The 16,996-nt window shown below is 75.4% G+C and carries 13 protein-coding genes; 6 read left to right on the top strand and 7 right to left on the bottom strand.

Annotated features, from left to right (window positions below; genetic code table 11):
* Positions 1–1,212, top strand: a 1,212-nt coding sequence (locus CAE01nite_RS18030) for a dienelactone hydrolase family protein (RefSeq protein WP_186816426.1), incomplete at its 5' end; no start/stop codon positions are given.
* Between the two features lie 62 nt (positions 1,213–1,274).
* Positions 1,275–2,462, top strand: a complete 1,188-nt coding sequence (locus CAE01nite_RS04965) for an MFS transporter (RefSeq protein ID WP_146900849.1) — start codon at positions 1,275–1,277, stop codon at positions 2,460–2,462.
* On the opposite strand, the gene CAE01nite_RS04960 is transcribed toward CAE01nite_RS04965, so the two are convergent.
* The 5 genes from CAE01nite_RS04960 to CAE01nite_RS04940 form a co-directional block, all read right to left on the bottom strand.
* Positions 2,445–3,737, bottom strand: coding sequence for an MFS transporter (locus CAE01nite_RS04960; RefSeq protein ID WP_146900846.1), 1,293 nt, complete (start codon positions 3,735–3,737; stop codon positions 2,445–2,447). The genes CAE01nite_RS04965 and CAE01nite_RS04960 overlap by 18 nt on opposite strands.
* A gap of 165 nt (positions 3,738–3,902) precedes the next feature.
* Entirely contained in the window at positions 3,903–4,808 is a 906-nt protein-coding gene (locus tag CAE01nite_RS04955) for a PRC and DUF2382 domain-containing protein (RefSeq protein WP_146900843.1), read from the bottom strand.
* Between the two features lie 252 nt (positions 4,809–5,060).
* Complete coding sequence (locus CAE01nite_RS04950; protein WP_246131014.1) at positions 5,061–7,247, bottom strand: hypothetical protein; 2,187 nt, start codon at positions 7,245–7,247, stop codon at positions 5,061–5,063.
* Positions 7,248–7,345: 98 nt separating this feature from the next.
* The gene (locus tag CAE01nite_RS04945; RefSeq protein ID WP_146900840.1) at positions 7,346–8,713 is read right to left on the bottom strand and encodes an ABC transporter substrate-binding protein; all 1,368 of its coding nucleotides are present in this window, start codon (positions 8,711–8,713) and stop codon (positions 7,346–7,348) included.
* Between the two features lie 166 nt (positions 8,714–8,879).
* Positions 8,880–9,947, bottom strand: a complete 1,068-nt coding sequence (locus CAE01nite_RS04940) for a LacI family DNA-binding transcriptional regulator (protein ID WP_186816425.1) — start codon at positions 9,945–9,947, stop codon at positions 8,880–8,882.
* A 144-nt stretch (positions 9,948–10,091) separates the two neighbouring features.
* Between CAE01nite_RS04940 and CAE01nite_RS04935 the strand changes: the two genes are divergently transcribed.
* From CAE01nite_RS04935 to CAE01nite_RS04920, 4 genes are all read left to right on the top strand, one after another.
* Positions 10,092–11,489: a glycoside hydrolase family 5 protein gene (locus CAE01nite_RS04935; RefSeq protein ID WP_146900834.1), complete on the top strand. Its 1,398-nt coding sequence runs from the start codon at positions 10,092–10,094 to the stop codon at positions 11,487–11,489.
* Between the two features lie 49 nt (positions 11,490–11,538).
* On the top strand, positions 11,539–12,570 hold the full coding sequence (locus CAE01nite_RS04930; RefSeq protein ID WP_146900831.1) for an acetylxylan esterase: 1,032 nt from the start codon (positions 11,539–11,541) through the stop codon (positions 12,568–12,570).
* Positions 12,571–12,689: 119 nt separating this feature from the next.
* Entirely contained in the window at positions 12,690–13,019 is a 330-nt protein-coding gene (locus CAE01nite_RS04925) for a LuxR C-terminal-related transcriptional regulator (protein WP_146900828.1), read from the top strand.
* 34 nt (positions 13,020–13,053) lie between these two features.
* Positions 13,054–13,548, top strand: coding sequence for a pyridoxamine 5'-phosphate oxidase family protein (locus CAE01nite_RS04920; RefSeq protein WP_146900825.1), 495 nt, complete (start codon positions 13,054–13,056; stop codon positions 13,546–13,548).
* A gap of 57 nt (positions 13,549–13,605) precedes the next feature.
* Here CAE01nite_RS04920 and malQ read toward each other — a convergent pair whose 3' ends face one another.
* Positions 13,606–15,441, bottom strand: coding sequence for a 4-alpha-glucanotransferase (gene malQ, locus CAE01nite_RS04915; RefSeq protein ID WP_146900822.1), 1,836 nt, complete (start codon positions 15,439–15,441; stop codon positions 13,606–13,608).
* Positions 15,442–15,594: 153 nt separating this feature from the next.
* Positions 15,595–16,996, bottom strand: a 1,402-nt coding sequence (locus CAE01nite_RS04910) for a M15 family metallopeptidase (protein ID WP_222595828.1), incomplete at its 5' end; no start/stop codon positions are given.

Here is a 16,996-nt window from a genome sequence, read left to right as displayed (position 1 = left end):
CCCGGCGCCCGCCGAGCCGCTGAGCCCACCGACCGGCCCAGCGCTCTCGGCGGGTACGAGGACTGGCCCGCCTGGCAGCGCGACCGCCCGACGCTCGACGGCGACGACGTCAGCCGCGCGGTCGGCGGTGCGCTGGGCGTGCCCGTGCCGGACGCCGGCGCCCTCCCGGGCGCCGGCGCGGGCGCGGCGACCGTCCCGGCGGTCCGCACGCTGGACCGCTGGGAGACCGACGGTGTCGCCGTCGAGCACGTCGAGTGGTGGGTCGGCTTCGGCCCGGCGACCCGTGCCTGGGTGCTCCGTCCGGCCGCACCGGCCGCCCACCGCCTGCCGGGCGTCCTGCTGCTGCACTGCCACGCCGGGGTGAAGTCCATCGGCGCCGAGCGGATGGTGCCCACGCCGGCGCCGACCGCCGTGGCCCGGCGCCTGCGCCGCGACCTGTACGAGGGCCGGGCACTGGCGCACGAGATCGCGCGGGCCGGCTTCGTCGTCCTGGCGCACGACACCTTCGGGTGGGGCTCGCGCCGCTTTCACCTCGACCCGCTGCCCCTGAGCCTGCGCGAGCCCGTGCGCCACGCGCAGGCGGCGTGGGCCGCCGACGGTCTCGACCCCGACGCCGACGAGCGGTACGACGCCGCCGCGGGGCTGCACGAGCACGTCGTGGCGAAGACGGCCGGGACGCTGGGGACCTCGTTCGCCGGGATGGTGGCGCACGACGACCTGGTGGCCACGGCCGTGCTGCGCTCGCTGCCGGACGTCGACCCGACGGGCACGGCGGCGGTCGGGTTCTCCGGTGGCGGCGGGCGGGCGGCCACGCTGGCGTCGCTGGTCCCGGACCTGCGGGCGGCCGGCGTCGTCGGGATGATGACGACGACCGACGCGCTGCTCCCCGCGTACGCCGACGCGCACTCGTGGCTGCTGACGACACCCGGCCTGCTCGGGCGGCGCGGCCTGCCGGAGATCGCCGCGGCCCGGCGGACCCACCACCTGCTGGCGCTGTCGTTCCGCGACGACGCGCTCTTCCCCCCGCACGGCGTCGACGCCGCCCATCAGGAGCTGGGCGCCCGGTTCGGGCAGCCGGCGACGACGGGGTCGCTCGAGGGTGTCGTCCACCCCGGTGGTCACGTCTTCTCGGCGTCCGCCCAGGCGCTGGTCGTGGACTGGCTGCAGCGTCGGCTGGGGTCCGGCGGTGCCCTCCCGGCCGTCGCCGGGTGACGGCGTCGGGCACCGCGGCATCCGGGACCGCGGCCGGCGACCCGGCCCGCTCGTGGCCTCGGGTGCTCACCGACCGGACCTTCGGCCGGTACATGGCCGGCAACCTCGTCACGATGCTCGGCACGTGGATCTTCACGATCGTCGCGGTGGTGGTGGCGTACGGCGCCACCGGGTCGGCGGCGGTCGCCGGGGCCGTGACGGCCGCGCAGTTCGCCCCGCAGATCCTCCTCGGGCCGCTGGCCGGTGCGGCCGCGGACCGGTGGGACCGGCGCACGCAGGCCGCCGTCGGGCACTCGATCGCGGCGGCCGGGACCGGCGGTCTGGCCGTGTGGGTGTGGACCCAGGGACTGGACGGTGCGGTCGCGGTGCCGCTGGTGGCGGCGTCGGCAGTGCACGGCATCGGTGCCAGCATCGCCGGCCCGGCGATGCTCTCGCTGGTCCCGTCCCTGGTCCGGCCGAGCGAGCTGCCCACCGCGGTGACGCTCGGCATGGCCCCCCTGCCGCTGGGCCGGGCCCTGGGCCCCCTGCTCGGCACCGCCCTGGCGGCCGCGGTGCACCCCGCGCTCGCCTTCGCGGTCACCTCGGCGTGCAGCCTCGCGTTCGTCGTCATGCTGCGCGGGCTGCGGCCCCGGACCGTCGTGGTCCCCGGCGAGGGCCGCGACGGCGTGCCCGGGGTGTGGACGTACCTGCGTCGGAACCGGCCGCTGGTCGTGCTGCTGGTGTGCGTGGGCGCGGTCGGCGTCGGCACCGACCCGTCCATCACGCTGGCGCCGGCGCTCTCGACGCAGCTCACCGGCGGGACCGGGCTGTCGGGCTCCATCGCGACCGCGTTCGGCATCGGCGCCGGGCTCGGGTTCGCCGTGCTACCGCCGGCCCGGCGAGCCCTGGGGCTGCGCCGGTACGGCTATGCGGGGCTGCTCCTGATGGCGGCCGGCAACGTGGTGTCCGCGGTCGGCCCCACAGTCGTGCCGGTGCTGGCCGGCTTCGTGCTCGCGGGCGCCGGCCTCACCGTGACCATGACCGGGCTGAGCTCGACGCTGCAGATGTCCCTGCCCGAGGCGATCCGCGGGCGCGTGATGGCGCTGTGGTCGGTGGCCTTCGTGGGCACCCGCCCGCTGGCCGCGGTCGCGAACGGGCTGGTCACCGACCACCTGTCGGCGCCGGTCGCGCTGTGCGGCGTCGGCCTGGTCGCGGCCGGCGCCGGGTGCCTGGGCCTGCTCCGGGGCGAGGGGTCACGCCGGACGGGGTGACTCCGCACCGTCGTCGCCGCCGCCGGAGCTGCCGGTCCGGTCCGGGACGACGTCGTCGCCGCGCGAGAGGTGCGCCAGCTCCCGCCAGATGAGGACCATGAAGACGGCCGACCCGGCGAACGCGAACCAGAAGGGCGCCACCACACCCCACCGCTCGGCCAGCACGCCGCCGAGGGCCGACCCCAGGACCAGCCCGCCGAACACCCCCACGGTGTTGACGCTGCCGACCCGGCCCTGCAGCTCGCGCGGGACGGCGCGCTGGCGGACGGTGACGGACGTCGTCCCCCACACGAAGGCGTGCACGCCGAAGACGAAGAAGATCACCATCGCCACCCAGGCCCGCGTGGTCAGCGCCAGCGCGAGGTGGGTGAGGGTCTCGACGGCCAGTCCCACCCGCATGAGGTCGCCGAGGCTGACGCGCCGGGTGATCGCACCGTAGAGCGCCGTGCCGAGCAGTCCGCCGACCGCGCTCACCGTCGTGAGCAGCCCGAAGCCCACCTCGCCCAGGTCGAGCCGTCGCGTCGCGTACAGGACCAGCACGGACCAGGCCGCACCGAAGGTGATGTTGAACGTGAAGATCGTCAGGACCAGGGTCCGGACGGGCGGGTGGTGCCGCACCCATCGGAACCCGGCGCGGATGTCGTGGTGCAGCCGGGCGCCCTCGGCCCGCTCCCGCCGGTGCCGCGGCAGGACGATGCGCGAGACCAGCACGGCCCCCGCACCGACCACCAGCGCCTGCGCGGCGAACGGCCACAGGGCTCCGACCGCGAACAGCGACGCCCCGAGCGGCGGGCCGGCGAGCTGGTTGACGGTGATGAAGCCGGTCTGCAGGCGGGAGTTGGCGATCGCGAGGTCGTCGCGCGGGACGAGCATCGGCAGGAGGGTCTGCGACGCGCTGTCCGCGAACACCTCGGCGGTCCCGACGGCGAACAGCGCCACCAGGACGACGCCGATCGACACCCGGTCGGTGGCGACGGCCAGCGCGAGCACGGCCAGGACGGTCGCCCGCACCGCGTCGACCACCACGACGATCAGGCGTCGGTCCAGCCGGTCCACGAGCGCCCCGGCGACCAGCGCGAAGAGCAGCGGTGGCAGCCACTGCACCGTGGCGGCCAGCGCGACCAGCCGGGCGTCGTCGGTGAGCGAGGCGACCAGGAGCGGTCCCGCCGCCAGGGCGATCCCGTCGCCCAGGTTGCTCGTCCACGACGACGCGAGCAGCCACCGGAACCCGGTGCCCAGGCGGGCCGGGACGAGGGTCTCGACGAGTCGGCTCACGAGGGCAAGACCCTAGCGAACCGCCGCCGAACCGCCGCCTCCCTAGGGCGGAGGGCGGACGACCGCGGACGACGGCGGCGCGGCGGCGGCGCGGCGCACCTGCGGCGCGGCGGCTCCGGCGGCTCCGGCGGCGGCCCTGCCGCCGGAGCGCCGGTGCCGGTCCGGTCAGAGGCGGCGGTCGCGGTCCTGGTCGTCGGGCTCGCCGGTGCCCGGCGCCCCGGCGGGATCCTGGGCGTCCGGCAGGACGCCCTCGTCGACCGGCTCGTACTCGACCCGGACCTCCTCGCGCTGCACCGGGACGGTGATCTGCTTGTGCTCGGTGACGGTGTACCGGCGCATCCGGACCCGCTCGGTGGGCACCCGCTCCGTGCCGACGACGCGCGCCCGCTCGGCGGAGAGCACGACCCCCTCTGCGGCGGGACCTGCCGCCCCCGCGGTCGCCGGTGCCTCGGTCGCGGGGACGGCGGGCGTCACCGCGCTCGCCCCGCCCCAGGCGACGCCCGCGGCCTCGACGTCGTCCGCGCCCACCACGTGAGGGTCCGCGTCGCGCGCCTCCCGGGCGACGTCGTCGTACGAGTGCAGCGGCGGCGGGCCGGGCGAGGTGGCTCCGAGCGGCGTGGCGCCGGTGGGCAGGCCGACCGCCGGCGTCTGCGCGCCGAGGCCTGTGCCGCCGGCCTCGTCGACGGTCGGGGCGCCGGTGGCCGCGTGCCGCCCGTGCGAGCCGGTGTCCTCGACGGGTTCGGGCTCGTCGTGGATCAGCCCGTAGTGCCGGTACAAGTCGCGCTCCTCGTCCGGCGACAGGTGCCCCTCCGCCGAGGCGATGCGGGGCGCGTGCTTGACGAGGTCCTTGCTGTACGGCACCTGCAGCACGTCGCCGTGCAGCTCGGCGCCGTTCATCGGCACGAACGACTCCGCCTTGCCGAACAGGCCGGTCGTCACGGTCACCCAGGCCGGGTGGCCGGTGCGCGCGTCGAGGAACAGCTGGCCCAGCCGGCCGATCTTCGAGCCGTCGTCCCCGACGACGTCGCCCCCCGCGAACATCAGCCCTTCCATGTCGTGCACCGTGATCATGTCGACGTCCCCACCTTCGATGTGTCCGCCCGATCGGCGGGGTGCCGCCGACCGTCCCGACCGCGGCCGCTGCGTGGTGGCGCGACGGGCCCCGGCTCGGTCACGACCGTAGGAGCCCGCCCCACCAGCGGCAAGGGGAGCGTCGGGCGCCCCGGCCGGTCGGCGCGGCCCGGGCGCCGTGCCGGGCGGCGCACGGTCCGGCGGACCGGACGAGCCCCCTCGTGCCGGCCCACCGGGACGACACGGCCGGTGTCACGGCGACCGGACGAAGCCCTCGTGCCGCACGGACCACGTCCCGTCGGCGGGGAACCCCGGCGCCGGACGGCCGCCGTCGTCGTCCCAGCCGCCGGCCATGAGGGCGACCGCGGCGAGCAGCCCCCCGTTGCCCGGCAGGTACACGGGCAGCGAGTCCGTCTGCCGGTTGTGCCCGTTCGGCAGGTGCAGGTTCTTCGGCACGTCGCGCAGCAGCAGGTCCACGGCCAGCGCGGGGTCGCCCAGGCGGGCCGCGGTCATCGCCAGCGCGGGGTAGTCCCATCCCCATGTGCTGGGCCAGTCCCAGTCGGCGACGACGGCGTCCAGGGTCGCACGCACGACGTCGGGCTCCAGGAGGTCGGTCGCGGGCACCACGCCCAGTCCGTAGACCATCGACGGGTGGTCCTCCCGGATCGTGAACGGCTCGACCGCGATCGCCTCCAGCACGCCGTCGCGCACCAGCGGCGCGGCCATCCCGTGGCCGACGGCGTCCCACAGCGGCTCGGGGTCGTCCCCTGCGGCGGCGCGCCAGCGCTGGGCCACGCCCAGCGCCCAGGACCAGTAGGCGAGCTCGAACGGCGGGTTGACGACGCGGTCGCGCAGGTGGGCGTAGGACTCCTGCGCCGGGATCAGCGGCGGACCGAGGGCGTACCCGTCGTCGGTGGGCTCCGCGACGTCGGCCATGAACCGTGCGGTCTGGTCGACCAGGTACCCGTAGCGCGCCACGACGCGGTCACCGTCCCCGGGCTCCCCGGTCGCCTCGGCGGCACGGCGCAGGAGCTCGGCGAGGTGGATGACGTGCGGCTGCTGCCACAGCAGGAACGGGCCGATGTGGCTCGGGCTCTCCAGGCCGTCGGGCGCGACCTGCTTGGGCCACCGGGCGCCGCCGTAGCCCTGCAGCCGCGCTGTGGCCTGCGCGGCGGGCAGGATCCGCTCGTACCAGCCCATGCTGCGCTCGAGCAGTGCCGGGCGGCCCCACAGCGGGAAGTGCGCGGCGTGCCACCAGTGCATCTCCAGGTGGAAGCGGCCGCGCCAGGAGTTGCCGATCAGACCGGTCTCCTGCGGCGGGAGCGAGCCCGCGCACTGGATCGCGGTGAGGTACTGGGACAGCACCGTGCGCCGCTCGACCTCGGCGGCGCGCGGGTCGGCGCTGCCGGAGAGGTCGAGCGCGGCGCCGCCGTCCCAGAAGGCGGACCAGCCCGCTGCCGAGGCCGCGAGCACGTCGTCCACCACGGGCGGCTCGGGCGCGGCGCCGCGCGACCCGCGGTCCACCAGGACGCCGTCGACCGCGCCGGCGCCCGGGCGCAGCGCGACGACGAGGTCGAGGACGGGCCCGCCGGCGACCACCAGCTCGTGCGGGCCGGTCGCCGCGACGCGTGCGCCGCCGTCGGTGCGCAGCGCCACGTGGTAGGCGGGGTCCGGGGCGCCGTCGAAGTGCCGGTCCACGTCGACGCCGCCCGGGACGTCGCGGACGACCGTGATGTGGTCCCCGGGGCGCGACCAGTCCGCGGCGTTGCTCCAGGACTGCGAGCCGTAGGGGAAGGCGAGCCGGACGGCGACGCCGAGGCCGCCCGGCACCTCGTCGTCGGTGTCGTCGGCACCCGCCAGGTGCTCCACGCGGACCGCCAGGACGTCCCGGTCCGGGTGGCACGCGGTGGTCACCCGCAGGCGCCGTCCGGCCAGGACGACGTCGCTCGTCACCGTCCCGGTCCACAGGTCAAGGAGCTGGCGCGCGTCGCCCAGCTCGTCCGGCGACGGCGTGCGGTACCCGTCGCCGTCGGCGACCACGAGACCCAGCCGGCCCAGGTCCAGCCGGTGGGGGTTGGCGCGCAGCCACTGGCTCGTGGTGTCCAGGCCGGAGTCGTCGGACCCGGTGAGCGCGCCCGCGTCGACGTACACGACCTCCCCGCGCCGGGTCCGGTACGGGCGGCGGGTGCTGTCGAGGTCCACGCCGGCCGGTCGTGGCGTGCTGTGCCAGCCCCACTGCGACTGGGTCCCCAGCAGCGTGCCGTCCGGCCCGCCGCCCGGGTCGGCGACCGGGTACCCGTCCGGGAAGGTCTGCAGGCCCGTCACGTCCACGGACAGGCACAGCTCGCCGTTGCCCACCTGGACGGGCGAGCGGGGGTCGATCCGGGTGACCACGACGTCGTGGCGTGCCACCAGGGCCCTGCGGTCGATCCGGCTCACGCGTCGCGGCTCCTGTCGTGCTGCGGGGGTACGGGGGTCGCCGCGCCGCAGCACCCCACCGGACGGCGTGCCCGGCGGGGTGCTGCGGCCGGCGGCGGTCAGGAGACCGCGGCGGTCAACTCGGTGACGAACTGCTCACCGGCCGCGGCCGGCTCCAGCTGCCCGAAGAGCACCTGGTCGTTGAGCCGCTGCAGGATGGCGACGCTGTCCGTGGACCCCGTCGGGCCGATGACGAAGTCGCCGTCGACGTGCTCGGACACGCGCTCGATGAAGTCGTACTCGGTCTGCTGCACCGGCGTCAGGCCGGGCCGCAGGTGCTCGCGCACCTCCGGGTTGGCCGGGATGCCGCGGTTCGCGCCCAGGATGTCGGCGGACTCGGTCGAGTTGACGAGGAAGTCGATGAGCTTGGCGGTGGACCGCGGGAACTCGCTGTCGGCGCTGATGGTGAACAGCTGCGAGGCCTGCAGCCACATGCCGGGGCCCTCGTGGTTCGACTCCCCCGGCGGCAGGAGCATGACCATGTCCTGACCGGCCGCGGTGCTGTACGCGGTGAGCAGGTTGGACCAGCCGAACTTCATACCGGCGAGGCCGCGACCCAGGAGCGTCTGCTCCGGCGACGGCTGCCCGGCGAGCTCGGAGCTGATGCTGGCCTCGGGCGACGCGCCGCTCTCCATGAGCTGGGTGGTCATGTCGAACCACTCCTCGACGGTCCCCGGCTCGATGGCGACGCCGCCGTCCTCGGAGTACAGGCCCACCCCGGTGTGCTGGTTGGCGTAGAGGTCCAGCGCGTCCGGCGCCGTCGGGTCCTCGACGCCGTAGGTGCCCTCGGGTGCGTTCGCCGAGATCTCCGTGGCGATCTCCATGAACTCGTCCCAGTCCCACGTCTCGTCGTCGGGCAGCTCGACGCCGGCTGCCTCGAACACCGCGGGGTTCACGATGAGCCCGAAGGTGTTGACGCCGGTGGGGACGCCGTACTGGGTGTCGCTGAAGAAGCCGTTGGAGAGCGCGCCCTCGTCGAGGGTCGACAGGTCCAGCTCGTCCGACACCGTCGACAGGTCCAGCAGGACGCCGCGGTCCCCGTACTCGCGCGGGTACGCGCCACCCAGCGTGATGAGGTCGGCCTGGTCGCCGGCGGCGACCGCGGTCGCCAGGCGGTCGAAGTAGGAGTTGAAGTCCACCGACTCGGTCTCGACGGTGATGTCGGGGTTGGCCGCCTCGAACGCGTCGACGGCCGTGTTCGTCATCGCCGCGCGCTCCTCGTTGCCCCACCAGACGAACCGGAGGGTGGCCGGTCCCTCCTCGGCGGGCAGCTCGGCGGCGGCCGTCTCGGTGGGCTCCGAGCCGGCGTCGGTCTCCTGACCGCACGCCGCGGTCAGCAGCAGCGCCGCGGTGGCGAGCCCTCCCACGACGGCCCGGCCAGCCCGGGGGGTCGTACGGACGCGCTGGGCACCTCGTGTGGTTCGCATCGGGGGTCCTTCCGCATCGTTGCGGTGCCCGGGACGTGTCGTCCCGGGCAGGTGGGGCGAGTGAAACGGTTCATTTACACCGGTGTAAGTGCATCACAGCGGTGAAGAGAGGTCAAGGGAGGCGGCACCCGCAGGTCCGCGCGGCGTGCGGCGTCGTCCTCGCGGGTCAGGGGCGGGCGGTCGACTCCCGCACCTGGAGCGAGAAGTCGGCGACGTGCGGGGCGTCGGGGTCCGGGGCGGTCGCCGGCGCGTCGACGGCGTCCGCGGCGTCGCCCAAGGCGCCGTCGCCGCTCCTGCCCCTGCCCAGCCCGTCGACCAGCAGGTCGACGGCCCGGCGGGCGATCTGCGCGCGGTCCGGACGGACGGTGGTCAGGCTGGGCCGGGCGAACCGCGACTCCTCGATGTCGTCGAAGCCGGCGACGGCGACGTCGTGCGGCACGGCGAGGCCCCGCTCGAAGAGGACGCGCATGGCCCCGAGCGCGAGCACGTCGTTGAGCCCGAGCACGGCGTCGACCTGCGCGCCGCGGTCCAGCAGCGTGCGCATCGCCTGCGCCCCGGCGGCCAGCGTCCACTCCGGCACCGCCACGGTCCGGGCCTCGTCGTGCTCCACGCCCGCGGCCGCCAGGGCCGCGCGGAAGCCGCGTGCCCGCAGGTGACCAGCACCCTCGCCGTCACCGGGTGTGTAGCCGAGCAGCGCGATCCGGCGCCGGCCGGTGGCGAGCAGGTGCTCGGTCACCGCCCGCGCCCCCGCCTCGTTCGGCATCACCACGTGGTGGACGCGCGCGTGCAGCGACCGCTCCCCCAGCAGCACGACCGGCGAGCCGGCCTCCAGCTGCGGCGCGTCGCCGGACTGCAGGCCGGACGGCGACAGGATCAGCCCGTCGGTCATCCTGCGCCGCTCGCTGGTGAGCAGCTCGATCTCGCGCGCGCGGGACCCGCCGGTCTGCTCGATGAGGACCGTGTAGCCGCGGGCCTCGGCGGCGCCGATCACCTCGTCGGCGAGCTCGGCGAAGTACGGCAGCCGGAGCTTGGGGACGGCGAGCGTCAGCATGCCCGTGCGTCCCAGGCTCAGGCTGCGCGCCGTGAAGTTCATCTGGTAGCCCAGCTCGTCGATCGCCCGCAGGACCCGTTCGCGGGTCGAGGCGCGCACGTGCGGGAAGTCGTTGACGACGTTGGAGACGGTCTTCACGGACACGCCCGCGCGGTCCGCGACGTCGCGCATGGTGGTCGACATCGCCCGTCCCCTCGTCCAGGTCCGCCGGTGGCGGGCGGTCGGTCGGCACGTGCCGCGGGTGCGACGGCGTCCCGGGTTGGACGCCGCGGCGACCGCGTGCCTAGAGTCGTGATGGTAACCGGTTACCTCGGCGTGGAGGCACAGATGGACACCCGACGAGCGATCCATGTCGAGGGCGACCGGCTCGTCGACGGCACCGGGGCCACGGTCCTGCTGCGCGGCTTCGGGCTGGGCGGCTGGATGACGATGGAGAACTTCATCACGGGGTACCCCGGCACGGAGGGCCAGCTGCGCCGGGCGCTGGCGCGCTCCATGGGGACCGAGGCGAGCGACGCGTTCTTCGACGCCTTCCTCACCGACTTCTTCACCGAGGCCGACGCCGACCACCTCGCGTCGCTGGGCGTCAACGCGCTGCGGGTGCCGTTCAGCTACCACCACTTCGAGGACGACGCCGCCCCCTTCCGGCTCGAGGAGAAGGGCTTCGCGCGCCTGGACCGGGTGGTCGAGGCGTGCGCCTCGCGCGGGATCTACACGATCCTGGACCTGCACTCCGTGCCGGGGTACCAGAACCAGAACTGGCACTCGAACAACCCGACGCACTGGGCGCACTTCTGGACCCACCCGCACTTCCAGGACCGCGTCGTGCACCTGTGGGAGGCGCTGGCCACGCGCTACCGCGACCAGCCGTGGGTGGCCGGCTACAACCCGCTCAACGAGCCTGCCGACGCGTCCGGCGAGGTCATCGGGCCCTTCTACGCCCGGATCGAGCGCGCGATCCGCGCGGTGGACCCGCACCACACGCTGTTCCTCGACGGGAACCGCTACTCGACCGACTTCTCCATGTTCACCGAGGTGTTCGAGAACACCGTCTACACGGCGCACGACTACGCGCTGCCGGGGATCGCCGCGGAGAGCGAGTACCCCGGGCTGACCCGGGGGCAGCACTTCGACCGCGGGACGGTGGAGCGCAAGTTCCTCGAGCGCACGCAGTTCATGCGCCGCACGGGGACGCCGATCTGGCTGGGTGAGTTCGGCCCGCTGTACACCGGCGACCCCGAGCGCGACGCCGGCTGCCTGCGGCTGCTGCGCGACCAGCTCGACATCTACCGCGAGCACGGCGCCAGCTGGAGCCTGTGGACCTACAAGGACATCGGCACCCAGGGCGTCGTCCACGCCGCGGCCGACAGCCCGTACCTGGAGCTCATCGCCCCCGTGCTGGCGAAGAAGCGGCGGCTGGGCGCCGACTCCTGGGGCGGGAGCGAGAAGGACATCCGGCACGTGCTGGAGCCGATCGAGGCTCTGTTCGCCGCCGAGTTCCCCGACTTCGACCCGTTCCCGTGGGGCGCCAAGCCGTGGGTCAACCTGCTGGTGCGCCACATCCTGCTGGCCGAGCCGCTGGTCGACGAGTTCGCCGGGCGGTTCCGCGGGCTGGGCGTCGACCAGGCGCGCACGCTGGCCGGGTCGTTCGCGTTCGACCGGTGCGTCCAGCGCACCGAGCTCGCCGACCTGCTGCGCGCGGAGCTGCAGCCGGCGCCCGCCTGACCCGCACCCACCCGCACGCGCGCACGCCGACCGCTCCGGAGAGGATCCCGTGGCCCTGTTCGACCTGGACCTGCCCGCACTCCAGACCTACCGGCCCGAGCTGGACGAGCCGGCCGACTTCGACGCGTTCTGGGCGACCACCCTGGACGAAACCCGCACGCACGACCTGGACCTGCGGACGACGCCGGTCGACACCGGCATGCCGCTGGTCGACGTGCTCGACGCCGAGTTCGCCGGGTTCGGTGGCCACCGGATCAAGGCCTGGGTCGTCCGGCCGGCCCGCGCGATCACCGGGGACGCCCGCCTGCCCGCCGTCGTGCAGTACATCGGCTACAACGGCGGCCGCGGGCTGCCGCACGAGGCGCTGGCGTGGCCGGCTGCGGGCTACGTCGCGCTCGTGATGGACAGCCGCGGCCAGGGCAGCCGGTCCGGGAGCGGTGGGCACACCCCCGACCCGGTCGGCTCCGGTCCGGCGGCGCCCGGCTACCTGACCCGCGGCATCCTCGACCCGCACGACCACTACGTCCGGCGCCTGTTCACCGACGGCGTGCGGGCGGTGGAGGCGGCTCGCGCCGTGGAGGGCGTGGACCCCGCACGGGTCGCCGTCGCCGGGGCCAGCCAGGGCGGCGGCATCGCGCTGGCGGTCGCCGGGCTGGTCCCCGACCTCGCCGGCGTGATCGCCGACGTCCCGTTCCTGTGCCACATCCGGCGCGCCGTCGACCTCACCGACCGCGACCCCTACGCGGAGATCACCCGGTACCTCGCCGTGCACCGCGGCCATGCCGACGACGCCTTCCGGACGCTGTCCTACCTCGACGCGGTGACCTTCGCCCGCCGGGCGACGGCGCCCGCGCTGTTCTCGGTCGCGCTGCGCGACCCGGTGTGCCCGCCGTCGACCGTGTACGCCGCCTACAACTCCTACGCCGACCTGACCAGCGGCGCCCCGACGGAGATCGACGTCTACCGGTACAACGAGCACGAGGGCGGTGGCGGGCACCGGTTCGTGCGCCAGCTGCCGTGGCTCACCGGGCTGGTCGGTCCTGCGGCGACCGTCGGCCGCGCCGCCGGGAGCGGCGCCTAGGTCCGACCCGTCCGCGGCCCTGTCCGCTCCGAACCCCCGGCGAACCGTCGCCAGGGCACGTCGCCGGCGTCACCACGACGCCGCGTGCCCCCGCGCCGCGAGACCTGGGAGGTCGGACCATGACGACGTCACTGACGGCACGGCACGAGGACCCGAGCGCGACCGCCCCGGGCGTGATCACGCCCGGCGCACCGCGCATCGGCGACCCGTTGACCGAGCGCGAGCGCGTCGTGCTCGGGCTCCTGGACGAGAAGGGGGGCCTGACGCTGCGGGAGATCGCCGCCGAGGTCTACGTCAGCCGCAACACGCTCAAGTCCCAGCTGCGCAGCGTCTACCGCAAGCTCGGGGTCGCGTCCCGGGCGGAGGCCGTCGAGCGTGCCCGGCAGAGCGACCTCGCGCTGCCCTCCCCGCGCCGGGTCCCGGCGGGCGCCGCGGCCCGCCGCGGGTGACGATGCAGGTCCCCACCCACGTCAGGAGAGGTCCATGAGCGCAGACACGCCCGACGCCGGCACCCGCACGGTGGCCGACCTGATCAAGAGCGCCGGCCGCATGGCCATGCTGACCACCCGGGCGCCGGACGGCACGCTGATGAGCCGGCCGATGGCCCTGCAGGAGGTCGAGTTCGACGGCGACCTGTGGTTCTTCGCCGACGGCGGCTCGCGCAAGGTCGCGCACGTGAGCGCCGACCCCCAGGTCAACGTCACGGTCGGCAGCGGGAGCACATGGGTCTCGCTGACCGGTGACGCGCGCGTGGTCCGCGACTCGGGGAAGAAGCGCGAGCTGTGGAGCTCGGTGGTCGAGGCCTGGTTCCCGGACGGGCCGGACGCCGACCACGTCGTCCTCGTCAAGGTCGAGGGACACTCGGCCGAGTACTGGGACACGCCCGGCGGGCGCGTCGCCAGCCTGGTGAGCTTCGTCAAGGCGAAGGCCACCGGCCGGCCGTACTCCGGGGGCGAGAACGAGACCGTGCCGCTCTAGCGACGAGCGACCGCCGCCGCCGCCCCGTCCGGGGCGGCGGTGCGGCGGTGCCCCGGGTCAGGCGGCGAGGTCCTCGGCGCGGCGCGCGTCCAGGATGCCCGCGACCTCACGCGCGAGCGGCGACTCGAGCAGGTCCTCGACCGGCACCGGAAGGCTCAGGCACCAGTTCGGCCACGTGGTGACGGTGCCGGGCATGTTGGGTCGCTCGGCGACGGCCCCGGCGTCGTCGAGGGAGGCCAGGACCACGCGGGCGGCGCACTCGGAGAGCCGGCCGTACTGCGCGCGGACCGCCCGGGCGACCTCGTCCGCCCCGACCGGCTGGGTGAGGTCCACTCCGGCAGCCGTCGCGAGCTCCTGCCGGACGCCGGCGAGCTGGGTGAAGTCCGCGGCCTTGCCGATCCGGCGCAGGTCCTCCATGTCGGACCCGGTGAGGGTCCCGGCGACGGTGGCCTGGTCGTGCGTGGAGGACGCCCCCATCACCGCCTCCGGGAACTGGTCCACCGGCAGCCGCAGGGCCGCCCGGTACCCGAGCATCCCCTGCTCGGCCATGGTCTCCCGGACGCCGTCGGCGACCGTGCCCATGTCCTCGCCGACGACCCACGCCCCGGCGCGGTGCGCCTCGAGCCGCAGGATCGCGAGGAGCGCGTCCACCGGGTAGTTGACGTACACGCCGGCGGCGGCGTGCCCGCCCAGCGGCACCCAGTACAGCCGCCACAGCTGCATGACGTGGTCGATGCGCAGCGCACCCGCGTGCGACAGGGCCGAGCGGACCATGGCGATGAAGGGGGCGAGGTCCGCCTCCACCAGGCGGGTCGGGCTCATCGCCGGCAGCCCCCACTTCTGGCCCTCGAGGTTGTGCCGGTCCGGCGGGCACCCCACCTCGAAGTCGAAGCACACGAGCTCCTGGTGCACCCAGGCGTCCGCCGAGGAGGAGTCGAAGCCGACGGCGACGTCGGCCACCACGGTGGCCCCGGCACGGCAGGCACGGTCGAACTGGACGTCCGCGAGCCACTGCGCCCAGCAGTAGAACGCGACGCGGTCCGCGTTCTCCGCGGCGAAGTCGACCGCGCCGCCCGGCGTGCGGTACTCCTGCGGCCAGGCGCGCCAGTGGGCGTCGCCGATCTGCTCGGCGAGCACGCACCACGTCGCGAAGCGCTGCAGGTCCACGCCGCCCGAGGCGACCCAGACGTCGTGCTCCACCGGCAGCCGGTCGCGCGTCGCGGCCCAGATGCGCTCCAGCGCCGTGCGCTTGATCTCCCAGACGACGTCCCGCTGGATGAGGCGGGTCGCGTTCAGGGCGCGACCCCGCTCCGCGAGGTCGGTCAGGTCGACGTCGCCCGCACCGGGCACGTCCTCGACGGCGATGTGGAGCAGCTGCAGCCACTGGCGCGACGAGGGCGAGTACGGGGACGACTGCTGCGGCACGATCGGAGCGGCGGCGTGCACCGGCGAGATGAGCACGGACCCGGCGCCGGCGGCCTGCGCCGAGCGCGCGATCCGGGCGAGGTCGCGGTACTCGCCGATCCCCCACGACTCGCGGGAACGGGCGGCGTACAGCTGCACGGCCCAGCCCCAGCCGCGCTCGGGCTGCGGGAACCGGGCGGGGGCGCTGATCACCAGGCGCCGCGTGCCGTCGGGCTGGCGCAGCCGGTAGTAGCCGGCCTCGGGGGCCGTGCCGTCGACCGGTCCGAGCGGGGCGCCGTCGAGCGTCTCGAGGTCGCCGTGCAGCGCGGGCGCGGGCTCACCGGGTGTGCAGACCACCGGGGACGCCGGCACGCCGCGACCGACGACGAGGTCGCTCACGACCTCCCGGGTCGCGGCATCGAGCTCACGTACCGTGCCGTGAGCGTCGACGTAGCTGGCCGGGACGAGCTGGGGCAGAGTCAAGGTCATCGCGAGTTCTCAGTCCTGCTGGGGAAGGGAGAGCCCGCGCGGGGCTCGTCGGCAACGGTAGCCCGCTGCTTTCCCGGCGGCCAAAGCACGCCCGACACTTCACCCGCGCGTCTCGCGACCGTCACCCGTGTGCCGGTCGCCTCCGTAACACGCTCACTCGGTCGCGTATTCCCAGTGCCAGGGCTCCTGCGGCCCGCTCCCGCCCGGCTCCATGCCGCGCGGGTGGTGCCAGCCGAAGTCCTCGGCGTTCTCGTCGAGCCACAGGTACACGGGCGAGTCGAAGCGCCCGAGCGCGCCGGCCCCCACGACGTCGATCGCCAGACCCCAGCCGTGGTTGGAGGTCCCGGGGGTCGCCGCGAGGAAGCCCTTCGCCTGCTTGACGGCGACCTGGGCCTCGAAGGTGCGGTAGGAGTCGGTGAGCCGCAGGTCGGTGCCGAAGTCCTCGCGGTAGGCGTCGTTGAGGTCGGCGAGCGCCTCGGCGGCGTCGCACTGCAGGCGGTGGTTCGGCGCGAACTCGACCTCGCACATCGCCGAGACAGGGATCTGGCCGTTGTCCCACCGGGTGGCGAGATCGGCGACCGCGGAGGGTGCGAGGGGGCTCAGCCGTGCAGGCACCCGGGCACGCGCCGCGAGGGCGCCACGCTGTGCTGCCGCGGCGCGCGCCGCGGTCGCCGTACGGTCCGCGCGCTCGGCGGCGGTGAGGGGCTCGAGCTCGACGAGCTGCCCGGCCGCCTCGACCACGGCCGCGGCGGTCCGGTCGACGTCGGCGAGCACCTCGTCGCCGGTCGCGACGTCGGCGCGCACGGCCGTCTGCGTCAGGGCCTCCACGCGCAGCGACAGCGCGAACACCGTCCCGGCGGTCTCGCGCAGGGCCGCGGTGAGGGCGGCCCCGGTGACCGTGACCTCGGACGGCTCGTCCAGCGTCGGACGGTCCAGCGTGGCGGCACCGGCACCGGCACCGGCGTCGGGCGCGTCGTCCGAGCCCACGCGCAGCACGTCGTCCGCCCGCGACTCCGGGGAGGCGGCCGCCACCAGTGCGGCCAGGCGCGCCACCGCGGCGGCGAGGGCCCGCGCCTCGTCGGTCGGGACGTCCTCCGGGGCGAGTGCGTCGTCGTGCCCGAGTGCGTCGTCGTCGGCCGGCGCGGCCTCCGGGTCCACCATGCCGTCGAGGGGCTGCATCCACGGGTCGTCGGCGACCGAGCCGTCGTCCGCGCCGTCCTCGGCCGCCTCGTCCCACGCCGGTGCGTCGTCGACGGTCGTGCCAGGCGCCACCGTGTCCTCCGCGGTGGCGTCAGGCGCGTCCGGGGCCTGGGCGGCCGGGTCGGGTGCGGCCGGCGCCTGGAGGGCCGGGTCCGGCGCGGCCGGCCCGAGGAGGGGCGCGTCGGGTGCGGCCGGGGCCTGGGGTGCCGGGTTCGGCACCGCCGGGCCCGGGGTCGGGGCGTCCGGTACGGCCGGGGCCGGGTCCGGCACGGCCGGGTCCTGCGGGGTCGCGTCCGGCACGGCCGGGTCCTGCGGGGTCGCGTCCGGCACGGCCGGGTCCTGCGGGGTCGCGTCC

The sequence above is a fragment of the Cellulomonas aerilata genome (assembly GCF_007991755.1).
In the GTDB taxonomy this organism is placed as follows: Bacteria; Actinomycetota; Actinomycetes; order Actinomycetales; family Cellulomonadaceae; genus Pengzhenrongella; species Pengzhenrongella aerilata.
Note: the sequence above shows the minus strand (reverse complement) of the source record. Positions and strands in the feature narration are given on the sequence as shown.